Annotated in this window: 9 protein-coding genes; 2 read left to right on the forward strand and 7 right to left on the reverse strand. The window is 55.6% G+C overall.

Going from position 1 to position 11,384, the window contains the following annotated elements:
• The first annotated feature begins 278 nt into the window (after positions 1-278).
• Entirely contained in the window at positions 279-1,175 is an 897-nt protein-coding gene (locus tag VNX88_14005) for an aldo/keto reductase (GenBank protein ID HWY69779.1), read from the forward strand.
• An 859-nt stretch (positions 1,176-2,034) separates the two neighbouring features.
• Here the strand turns inward: VNX88_14005 and VNX88_14010 are convergent.
• The 3 genes from VNX88_14010 to VNX88_14020 all read right to left on the reverse strand — a co-directional run bounded on the left by VNX88_14010 (position 2,035) and on the right by VNX88_14020 (position 4,253).
• On the reverse strand, positions 2,035-2,553 hold the full coding sequence (locus VNX88_14010) for a hypothetical protein (GenBank protein ID HWY69780.1): 519 nt from the start codon (positions 2,551-2,553) through the stop codon (positions 2,035-2,037).
• Positions 2,550-3,227 carry a hypothetical protein gene (locus tag VNX88_14015; protein HWY69781.1) on the reverse strand — a complete coding sequence of 226 codons (678 nt, stop codon included), beginning with the start codon at positions 3,225-3,227 and terminating at the stop codon, positions 2,550-2,552. The genes VNX88_14010 and VNX88_14015 overlap by 4 nt, the downstream gene beginning before the upstream one ends.
• A gap of 240 nt (positions 3,228-3,467) precedes the next feature.
• Complete coding sequence (locus tag VNX88_14020; protein HWY69782.1) at positions 3,468-4,253, reverse strand: hypothetical protein; 786 nt, start codon at positions 4,251-4,253, stop codon at positions 3,468-3,470.
• 783 nt (positions 4,254-5,036) lie between these two features.
• Here VNX88_14020 and VNX88_14025 point away from each other — a divergent pair.
• Positions 5,037-7,694, forward strand: coding sequence for a protein kinase (locus VNX88_14025; protein ID HWY69783.1), 2,658 nt, complete (start codon positions 5,037-5,039; stop codon positions 7,692-7,694).
• 69 nt (positions 7,695-7,763) lie between these two features.
• Here the strand turns inward: VNX88_14025 and VNX88_14030 are convergent, their stop codons facing one another.
• The 4 genes from VNX88_14030 to VNX88_14045 all read right to left on the reverse strand — a co-directional run.
• Positions 7,764-8,321 carry a sigma-70 family RNA polymerase sigma factor gene (locus VNX88_14030; protein HWY69784.1) on the reverse strand — a complete coding sequence of 186 codons (558 nt, stop codon included), beginning with the start codon at positions 8,319-8,321 and terminating at the stop codon, positions 7,764-7,766.
• A 293-nt stretch (positions 8,322-8,614) separates the two neighbouring features.
• Positions 8,615-8,953 carry a hypothetical protein gene (locus tag VNX88_14035; GenBank protein ID HWY69785.1) on the reverse strand — a complete coding sequence of 113 codons (339 nt, stop codon included), beginning with the start codon at positions 8,951-8,953 and terminating at the stop codon, positions 8,615-8,617.
• A 741-nt stretch (positions 8,954-9,694) separates the two neighbouring features.
• Positions 9,695-10,723: a sigma 54-interacting transcriptional regulator gene (locus tag VNX88_14040; protein ID HWY69786.1), complete on the reverse strand. Its 1,029-nt coding sequence runs from the start codon at positions 10,721-10,723 to the stop codon at positions 9,695-9,697.
• A gap of 166 nt (positions 10,724-10,889) precedes the next feature.
• The coding region (locus VNX88_14045; protein ID HWY69787.1) for a helix-turn-helix domain-containing protein at positions 10,890-11,384 on the reverse strand (495 nt) is incomplete at its 5' end.

The raw sequence follows: 11,384 nt of genomic DNA on the forward strand, positions 1-11,384 counted from the left end.
CCGCTAACCGCGGCGCCCGCTCTCTGCAAGCAGTTGTACGAAAGCGCTGGGAAAAGTCTGCCTGAGGCCAAGTCGGAGAAGCTCATGAAGTCGCGCAAGCCTGTCTGTTCTTGATGCAGGAAGGATTCAGCACCGGTCAGACGGTCGTGGTTGATAGCGGGACCATTCTGGTCTAGGCCGAGTGCTGCGTTCCTGCACTCGATAAGGCGTTCGGTTCACGGTAGCAGATATTGAAGAGAAGAAAGAAATATGAGCATCAAAGTCGAATGGAGGGCAACATGCAATCTAACGAGGCCATAGCAAAGCAAAAGCAGCAACTGGCGAGAGGCGCCGGCGAATTCGTGATCGGAAAAGATCTTCGCGTTATTCGACTGGGATTCGGCGCAATGCGAATCACCGGAAAAGGAATTTGGGGAGAACCGTCGGATCGAGCAGAGGCTATCCGCGTTTTGCGGCGCGCAGTCGAGTTGGGAATCAATTTTATCGACACTGCGGACTCCTATGGTCCGAACGTGAGCGAAGAGATCATCGCTGAGGCCCTGGATCCATATCCGGCAGGTTTGGTGATCGCGACCAAGGGCGGTTTCATGCGGCCGGGTCCGGATCAGTGGGTCGAAAACGGAAAGCCAGAGCACCTGAGATCGGCGTGCGAAGGCAGCCTTCGGAGATTGCGGCTGGAACGGATTGATCTCTATCAACTGCACCGAATTGATCCCAAGGTTCCAGCCGAAGATCAATTGGGAACTCTTAAGGATCTGCAGGCGCAAGGAAAAATCAAACACATTGGTTTGTCGGAAGTCAGCGTCTCTCAGATTCAACACGCGCAAACGATTGTTCCAATTGTGAGTGTGCAGAATCGTTACAGCGTGACTGACCGCGGATCGGAAGATGTGCTGGACTACTGCGAAAAAGAGAAGATGGCTTTTATTCCTTGGTTCCCGCTGGCGGCCGGTCAAGTATCTGGCCCGGACAGTCCTGTCAGTCGTGTGGCGGCACAATTGCACGCTTCGCCCTCTCAGATAGCGCTGGCTTGGCTCCTGGCTCGATCTCCGGTGATGTTGCCGATCCCGGGAACTTCCAAGGTTACGCATCTCGAAGAAAACGTGGCGGCGACCGATTTGAAGATCGACAAGAATGCCATGCAGGAACTCGGCGGTTTGGCGCGCGCAAGCTAAGTGCACTGGCGTTACCGCCTGAATCACTTGCCGGACCGCCTAGTCCGTTTGTGTTTCGAACTGCGGTGGTGCCGCTACGGTCAAGTATTTTCTCGTGCTCCGGCTAGTCGCCACTCTGCTCAATATGTGGGTCGGATTCAACAAGGGCCGGACTTTGTCGATGACGGAACTCGCATCTGTCGCAACGTTGACCTTGAAAAGTCTGGATGAGTGCTTGCGCTTCTGCTTTGCCGATCATCGTACCGACAGACTGGCCAACGCTTATAGCTGCTGCGATCAGAAACAAAGAGAGGCTTGCCCACACGACACTTCGAGAAACCATGGACTTCATTGTTAATCTCCTTCAACCTGAGTACAGCTCCGAGACATGCCTGGATTCCACAGCGAGAGAGGCGGCGGCCTCTACGCCTTCGGATAGATGCTGCTCAGTACTAGCGCGCAAACTGGGAGTGGGGATGATCAGTGGGTTCCACAATATTGTTTGTGTTCGGGGGGAGGACGCCGGAGGAGTGTTGATTTTCTTGGTTCCACGACTGTCATTTAGGGCCTGCGGTCCGCGAAACTTCACGAAAACGAGAATAGGCCATTACGTGTTTTCAACGCTTTAGCCCGCGTTTTCGACCATGTTTGGAACGAGAAGAGAGATGGTTTTTCACCAAAGCGCTATCGCCCACCACAGGTCCAGTACTCGCAATTGCTCGCGGGTCCGATGAACGCCAGCGATTCCAACATCGATGCCATGATGCAGCTGTCGAAACCAGAGACGCGAACACCGTGGAGCATCGTCGCGAGAATGCACTCCCGCAGGCGGAGCTCACCGAAACAAGAATGGGAACCCCGCTCCGGCGCGGTGCAAGACCTAACGCGTAGTGGAACTGTCGGAACAGACGTATGCTCCAGCAGCGGTATCACGAGCGATGCGGATCATCGATACCATCACCAAGACAACCGCTATCAAAATCACGGCGATGCGAATATAGTTTCCCGCGGCCCATTCCGTCGCTACCCGATCGAGGTCTGCCGCCGACCGGGTCAGTGGATCGATAAACAGGATGGTGTTTCGGGGATAGTGAAACTTGAATGTGATAACGTCTCCTAAAATTGCAAGTGCCAGGGCTCCAGCCAACCTCCAGCGCGTAAAAGGAATCGGCGACCAATTGCACACTAGAGCCAGCAGAAGGAAAAGTTGTGTGCCGGGGGAGATCACCCTGAAAAACGTCCCCGGATTTGTTGCGTGATAGAACCCGCGCGCATGTTCTAGGGAGGACGGAGCACCCTGGAGATTCGGCGCGACCACCACGGACTCATAAACGCCCGTGCCAAGTAACATTGCAGACAAAGACAAGGCGATAGCTGCGGAAATGAGACGAGGGTTCACTGGAGAAGTCCTTTCAGGGCGCCGGGGTGCGCCGTAGCGTTAGCGGCGCCGGAAGAATTGGAATCTCGGAGTTCTCTAGGAGCGGTGTCCCGAGCGATGCGGATCATCGCCACCGCCACCAAAACAACCGCTGTCAAAATCATCGCGAGGCGAAGGTAGTCTCCTGCAACCCACTCCGTAACAACCTGATTGTAGTAAGCCGCCGGACGCGTCAGCGGATCTCCAAACAGGATCTTGTTCCGGGGGAAGTGAAACGTGAATGTGAGCACACCGACCAAAATCATAAGAGCCAGTGCGCCCGCCAGCCTCCATCGCGTGGCCGGAATTGGCCTCCAGTTGCAGACTAACGCCGCCAGCAGCGCAAATAACGCGGTGGGCAACAGCGTTTGGAAAAATGTTCCAGGGTTTATCACCGGGTAGAACGCCCGGTAGTGTTCCAAAGCAGGCACGCCAGTCCAGTTCGGTGCGTCCACGGCGAGCTGAAACGAGGACGCTCCGAATAGCATTGACAAAAGAAGCAACGGTAAAAAGGAAGAAACGAGACCTAGTGTGCCTCGCCTGCTCCTTTCAAGCCCAAGATCGGGGCCGGAGCGGTTGCCGCTGTACTCTTCCTTGCGATCAGAAGCAGAAGGCGATGCAGCGTGCTGGGGCGATTGAGAAATCGCAGTTTTCATGGCCAGTCTCCTTTAAGCGAGTGCAGTTTTAAGTATGTTTGGATCCCCTGAAGATGAAGCTGGGCCTTTAGGCCCTCGGTTGCTGCTCACTAACTAACGCGCAAGCGGTGTGCGGAGATGATCAGCTTCGAATCTTTATTTTGTGTTGCGAGAAGGCACGGCGACACTTCTGGTCGTGGTGGCTGCTGCGGCCCGGCCTGGAATGGAAGCTGTACGGCACCTTATCTTGTGGCCGTACCCTCATTGGGTGAGCGTAGACTCCCCGTCACTCGTGAACTCCGCCGAGCCGATCTTCACAATAAACTTCACAGTGTTCTTACCCAAGTACTGGCTGTCGCTGGGTTCCCACTGGATGTCCAGGAAAAATGTGCTCGCTCCGCTGGCGACATCATGGCCAACCTTCAGAGGAAATGTTTGGACGATTTTCCCGTAGTGGATGATCTGCAACTCACCGGACGCGGGCGCATTCGAGTCGTGGTCTGTACGATATTGAGCATAGAATTGCACCTGGTCCTTCAGGGACGCGGTCGAAGACGATTCCAGGCCCCCTTTGCTGTTCGAAGTCGATTCCCGCCCTTTGTCTCTCCTGAGCATCTCCACCGGGGCCACGCCGGCAGTATTTTGGCTGGTTGATTCGAGACTGAAGTGCCAATCACAATCCGTGAGTGGCGCGATATAAAGAGCGTAGAGGCCTGTGGGCAGAGTCATCGGCACCGGGCCGATCTTATGCGGGACGATGGTCGAAAGGGTGACTCCAGACCCAAGCGACATGACCTCGTGCGTTGGCCACACGCGCTGCAAGTTTCCACCGAAAATGCACCTCTCCGACTCGGGTGTGTAATAGCCTTTGATCGGGCGCTTGGCATACACGTACAGGCTGTACTGACCTCCAATCAGGTGAAAGGAAGCGCTGCGGCCGCCGGTTCCTGAGTAGAAATAGCTCTCTCCGGCGCGAGCTGCTGTTGCGCACATCGATAGCATCGCGATAACAAGTATGGCCTTCGCGCCTGATTTTGATCGCTCCATACTCCACCCCCTTATGTTTTCTTTAACTGATTCTGCTGGCAAACATATACAACCTGGGTTATAAGGCGGCAATCGGTCGCTAGCCTTTCTCCGACCACTCACCAGATCGTTCTCTATCTCCCCAATCAGAACGCGAGGATCCGATCGGGAGATGATCACTCATTAAGAATTTATTTGTTCACAAGGAACGCCGCGCATGCGCATCCAGCCGTGCATAAAGCCCACCGGGGTCGCCTGTTACAGGAGGCAGCACTAGGGAAATAGTGATGCCCTACCCGAGCGACATGGCTTCCTGGGTGGGCACGACCGGGCGCTTGGCCTCTACGTAGATGTCGTACTGCCCACCAATCAGGTAGAGCGATTGCTCAAACCGTGAGTTGCGGCATAGAAATGCGCTTCTACCGCATAGGTTGGCGTAGCAGCCAGCACGGTCAGTATTCTGGCCATCAGTAGTATTATCCAGGAACTTTCAGTCTGTTCATGACAGTTTTCCTCTTCCCATTGGCCAGACTGCTGTTTACGGAGCAGAAAGTTGATCACGGACTGATCAATTCCTCATTGCGATGTCGCGTTAACAAACGGGAGGGAATGCCAGGCTTGAGGGTCCGTCGAATCCGCACCTGGTCAACGTGCCACCACGGAGGATCGCGGCCCAACCGAGGAACACTCTAATTACTTGGAGTCTGTGGAAATAATCGTAATGGGTTAACCTTGTGCGGCGTCTCTATTGTTTTCCCTGAGGCACAAAGACTGCAAGGAGACCGGCAGCTGAGGTCTGACGCGATGTCCTTCGACACGAAAACGGCACTGGAGATCGTTGACAAGGCGCTCGAGATTTCACCAGCGGAACGGCCCGCATATCTCGATAGCGTCTGCCAGGATTCTTCACTACGCCAGTATGTGGAGTCTTTGTTGGGATCCTATCGACAAGCCGACGATTTCTTGCGGGAGCCGGCCCTGATCACACATGCGAGCGTGCTGGAGCCCGGTCCAGTCGACCCGTGGCTGGGGCGGCGCCTCGGCCCCTACCAACTGATCGAAGAAATCGGACAAGGCGGGATGGGAGCAGTTTATCGCGCGGTCCGGGCGGACGATCAGTATCAAAAGCAAGTCGCGATCAAACTGGTAAGAACCGGCTTCGAAACCAGATTCGCCCGGGCGCGCTTCAGGTCTGAGCGGCAGATTTTGGCGACGCTTGAGCATCCCAACATTGCCCGACTCTTGGACGGCGGGACCACGGACAACGGCTCACCCTATTTCGTGATGGAGTTGGTTGAAGGCATACAGATTCACCAATATTGCGACGCTCACAAGCTCTCCATTACAGAGCGCCTGCGGCTCTTTCGGACAGTCTGTTCTGCGATTCAATATGCCCACCAGAGCCTGGTGGTTCACCGCGATTTGAAACCGGCAAATATCCTGGTCACTTCCGGAGGCGTTCCCAAGCTTCTTGATTTCGGAATTGCCAAGATCCTGGACGCAAACGCTTTCGCAGGAGAAGTCGAGCCGACAATCGAATTCTCGCGCATGTTGACTCCGGAGTACGCCAGCCCGGAGCAGGTGCGGGGCGAAGCCATCAGCACTGCCAGCGATATTTACTCGCTTGGCGTAGTTCTTTATCTTCTGCTGACGGGCCACCGACCGTACAAGGTGGATGGAATTTCCACAGAAGCGATGAGACAGGCGGTGTGCGAAACCGAGCCCGCGCGACCGAGCGAGGCTGTAGGACTGTCGGTAAGTGCGAATCGCCCCGATGGCTCCAGTGAAGTTACTCTCACGCCAGAGAGTGTTAGCTCCGCGCGCGATGCTAAGCCGGAAAAGCTGAGGCGCGCGCTAGCGGGCGACCTCGACAACATTGTGCTGAAATCGCTGCACAAGGAACCCCGGCGGCGGTATGCCTCAGTCGAGCAACTCTCCGAAGACATTCGCCGCTATATGGAGGGCCTGCCCGTCGGCGCCCGGCCTGACACGCTGCTCTATCGTGCTGGAAAATTCGTCAATCGGAACCGAGTCCCGGTGGCTGCCGCCGCGTTGCTGCTGTTCTCATTATGCGGCGGCCTGGCGGCAACCCTTTGGGAGGCGCACATCGCTCGAGTGGAGCGGGCTAAAGCGGAACGGAGATTCAACGACGTGCGTGAAGTGGCCAATTCCTTGATGTTTGACATTCATGACTCCATCAAAGACTTACCCGGTTCGACGCCCGCGCGAAAACTGCTTGTCGACCGCTCATTGCGATACCTGGACAACCTGTCGCGAGAGGCGAGCGGCGACGCCTCGCTACAGCGGGAATTGGCGGCTGCTTATGAAAAGGTCGGGGATGTCGAGGGAAGTCCTTACTTCGCCAATTTGGGCGACACTGCAGCGGCGTTGGCCAGCTATGGCAAAGCGGCCCTGATTTTGGGAACGCTGTCGAGGAGCGCACCAAAAGACGTTTCACTGAAGTGGGATCTATATTCCAACTATCTAGCAACCGCTGCGTGCCTCAGTGCAAGGCACGACTTTCCAGAGGCGTTGGCGAGTGTGCGCAAAGCCCTGAGGATTTCTGAGAGCCTCCTCTCGAAATCCAGCGACGCCAGCACGCAAGACCGAGCCGCGGATGCTTATAACTATCTTGCTTGGTTACTGAGAGCGACCGGCGATCTTCCTGGTTCGTTGCAGAGCTTTCGGCGCGCCGCTGCGATTCGAGCATCTGCTCAACCCACCAAGGGGTCTCAGAGCACATCCCTGCGCACGCACCTTGCGCGTGACTATTCTGGCGCCGCAATGGTGTTGGCTTCGCAAGGCCAACTTGGAGCCTCGATTGAGGCACTACGGCAGGCCACGAAACTGCTCGAGGATCTGTCGGCAGAGGACCCGACGAACGCAGCGATTCGAGGCCTCCTCGCGGATTCGTACCAGTTTCTTGGCTCTGACCTCAAGGATAGCGGTGACTTGCCACGTGGTCTGCAGTATCTCCGCAAGGCGCTGGCAATTTATCAGACGTTGTCGCAGGCGGATCCTCAAGACGCATGGCTCCCTTACCGTCTTGGTTATGTAGACATAAGCATTAGCGATCTATTATTTAAGAATGGAAACGCAGAGGAGGGTCTCAGGATCTTGCGCGAATCCCTATCTATTTTCCAAAGGCTTGTGCAGATCCATCCTGATAATAGTGACAACCGCGAAGGCCTGTCTGATTCGTATACAGGCTTCGGCGCGGAGTATCGGCGTATGGCGGCTCGGCCCAATTCCTCGAAATCCAAGCGACTGGAGGATTGGCGAGCAGCACGAACGAATTACGAAAAGAGCCTCGATGTTTTAGTGGGCCTGCGAGATCGGGGAGCACTCAGCGCGGAGTTTACACAAAAGATGGCCGATATCAAGCAGGACATTGCCGTCTGCGATGCCGCGATCATTGGACATCAAGGCATCGAGAAAGTCAGAAATCGCGCCAATCGATGACCTTGTCGGCATTTATTCGACCAAATGCTCATTTGAGACCAAGAGCCGAAATGCGGCTTGAGTAATCTGCTACTCCTTCTTCATGGTGTGGAAGAGCCACGCCCGTGCTCCCGCCCATTGGCGTTGCACGGTCGCCGTAGATACGCCCAAAACTTCCGCGGCTTCTGCATTCGAAAGGCCGCCGAAAAATCTCATCTCCACAATACGGCTGCGTATCGGATCGATTTTTTCGAGTTCCAGGAGTGCGTCATCCAGGGCGATGAGGTTCACGTCGCGAACTTTAGCGCCAATGCTCGACTCGTCGAGTTCGAGCGCAATCTCTGCTCCGCCTCTTTTGGCCGCAGCCTTGCCTTTCGCGTGATCCAAAAGAATTCGCCGCATAATCTGTGAAGCAATGCCCATAAAGTGTGCTCGGCTTTGCCAACTAACCTTTTGGTCGATTAGACGAAGGTAGGCCTCGTGCACAAGCGCTGTGCTCTGAAGAGTATGCCCGGGCCGCTCCCTGCGAAGATAGGACGCAGAAAGACGCCGCATTTCGGAGTAGACGATGGGAAAGAGCGCGTCGACTGCGCCCTGCTTGCCTGCTGATGCATCCAGCAACAGCTGCGTAATGGATCCATCAACCATCGTTTTTCTGCACGAGGGCCATCCAGAATATCAAAACTATAGTCCACTCCAACTCGGAGTCAAACTAGATCTATTGGTCGTAGCGTTATCGGATCAGGCCAGTGGTACGGTGGTAAGGGAAACGGGAAGATGCTGTGTTGGTTCAGCGTGAAATGGAGAGAGGGCGCTCTCCGTTAGTGAGTATTCCTCCCTTCGGGAGCAGAAATCATGGAGACGAGCCCAATGTGTACATCGCTACAAGCGATTCGGGAGCAGGGCTTACGCATGGCACAATCGCGGGTATGCTGCGAGATTTAATCTTGGGTGGTGATAACGCTTGGACGAGTCTGTATGATCCGTCGGGAAAGAGTCTTCGTGCGGCTCTGACCTTCGCGGAAGACGTTGATCATCGATGACTTGGGCATGCGGAAGCTGCCCCTGTCCGGGGCCGGATTTTCTGGAAATCGTAATGCTGCTACCAGCGGGTCAGTACCCTGGTGACCAGCAATCGTCCAATCGGCGACTGGGGCAAGCTGTTGGGCGACGCCGCGGCGCTGACCGCCATGCTGGATCGCCTCTTTCACCACGGCCATGTTCTCAAGTGTGGTCCCCGCAGTTGGCGAACCAAGGTCGGAGCCAGAACACGGCCTCACTGATCTCACCTCGGCAGGGAGTTGGCCAATGAGCGCTTTCCAGAGCGAAGCAAAAAGGAGCCGGGCAAAACCCGCGCGGCGACTTCGCGTTCTAGGATCTCGGGCCTCTGCTCTGAGACTTCACCAAAAAAATCTGCACCCAAGCGAAACCCTCTGCCTCGACAAGCCGACCCGGCTTACGCGCAGAGGTTTCGGGGTGCCGATTTCTTCGGAGCCAGCTCCGTCGCATGGGCCCTGGATCGTTGTACCGGGCGCGACCCGATACGCTGAGCCCTCACCATAGCGTGACCGACTTACCGCCCTGCTACCGGAACACGCGAACACAAATTTCGTTGAAGGAACGGACTTGCCCAATCTATGCTCGGCAGGTAAAACAACGTTGGATACGGTAAATCTCGCACGAAATGAATCACTCGATCTCATAATGGATTTCACGGATCCGATCATCCGCGGCGTCTCGGTATTCCACTGTCACCTCCTGAAGCATGAGGACAAAGGAATGATGGCCAAATTTCTTTTTGAATGACTCACTGGGCCGAAGATGAATCGACCGGAGGCCGCACTTGGATGCATGCAGTGTGAGGGGACGCCTCTGACGATTGCATCCAAGGAGACAATCCAGCATGAAGGTCATTGCCTGGAACAAGAACCTGATCTAGTGCCGCAGCAGAGGCGGGGCTCGTCTCGTTTCCGAAAGAAGACCAACGCAAATGTCGGATATTCAGCCGACTACCATATGGATCAGGAGGTTTTGTTGGAGCGCGAGATTCCAAGTTTCCGCATGCGGCCATATAAGGTAGTGCGCTTGATTCCCAAGCGAGCTGCGGCCCCGTTCGGACCCATGATTACGCCGTGTGTCTGCCGAAGTGTCCTGCAAATGTGCTCACGATTCAAATCCTCAAGAGTGATGGCCTGTTCCGAGTTACCCGGTGCAACCGGTCTCAATCTTGCAAGAGGGGAACAGAGAGTATGGCCGCGTGTCAGGATCACGCTGCACTCAACGAAGTTCTGCAACTCTCGGATGTTTCCTGGCCAGGAATGCGAGGTAAGAGAATCCATAACCTCCTCGGGAATCCTGTCGATCGTTTTCTGCATTCGTGCGGCATATTTAGCTACAAAGTGTGTCACCAGCAAAGGGATGTCTAGTGGGCGGTCCCGGAGCGGTGGCACCGATATTGGAAACACGTTGAGGCGGTAGTAGAGATCGCTGCGAAACCGCTTTTCTGAAATCAGCCTACCCAGATCCCCATTAGTTGCCGCCACCAGGCGCACGTTTACGCGCTGCGTCTGCGTACTGCCCAACCTCTCGAACTCTCCCGCTTGCAGTACGCGCAACAGTTTCGGTTGCAGTTCTAGCGGGATATCACCGATCTCGTCGAGAAAAAGTGTGCCCCTGTGAGCAGCCTCGAAGCGACCGATCTTTCGTGCTACGGCGCCGGTAAAAGCCCCCTTTTCATGACCGAAGAGTTCACTCTCCAGAAGTCCCACCGGAATCGCGGTGCAGTTCAGCTTTACCAAGGCCCGATCTCGGCGGTTACTGCAAGCATGAATGGCGCTCGCGATGACTTCCTTGCCTGTTCCGGTTTCGCCTTCGATGAGAACCGTGGAGTCCGTGGGCGCCACCGTGCGAACTAGATCCAGCGTTTCCATCAGAGCCGTGCTGCACCCCACGATTCCTTCAAATTCCTGCTGCTTCGAGAGGTTTTCGTTGGCAAGGGTCACGCTTCCGAAGCTTTGTGCGTCCGGAAAAGCAATATGTGGACTTCCCATACTTCATCCTCCTACGCCTTCTCTACATTTGGCCGGTTGCGTCGGTCTCGGTGGACTTCGCGATCAAACAGCGGCCACGGTGATCGCGAGTCATGCGAATTGTTTTGGAATAAGAACCATGTCTTTGGCCTCAAGGTTTCACAGTCCTGACGATGATTCGGGCCGCTCAGTACCCATCGAGAGTACCGGGCGAACCAGGGCGCTGACTCGGACGTTGAATACCAAGCCTCCTCATCCTGTCAATCAGGGTCGTCCGCTTCAGTCCGAGCTGTGTAGCCGCTCCCTTTGATCCGCCGATGACCCATCCAGTCGCGCCTAACGTCGCAAGGATGAGGGCGCGCTCGGAGTCTCTGAGTGTTTTTGGCACGTGAAGATTAGGGTTTGTGGGCGTTGCTGGTACAACCCAGGTCGTAGTTGGCAGATCCGACCCCGGCAAAGGATTTGTAAGCACTCCATCATTCGCAAGGATCACCGCGCGGGCGACCATGTTTTCTAGTTCGCGCACGTTGCCGGGCCAAGCATAGGAGATGAATGCTGCCATGGTTTCCGGGGAAATACGATCGATCGGCTTGCGCATCCGGCGGCTGAAGACATTGACGAAGTGCTCAACCAAGGTTGAGATATCTTCGCGGCGCGAGCGAAGTGGCGGCAGCAGGATGGG

The organism is Terriglobales bacterium, assembly GCA_035567895.1.
Lineage (GTDB): Bacteria > Acidobacteriota > Terriglobia > Terriglobales > Acidobacteriaceae > Gp1-AA112.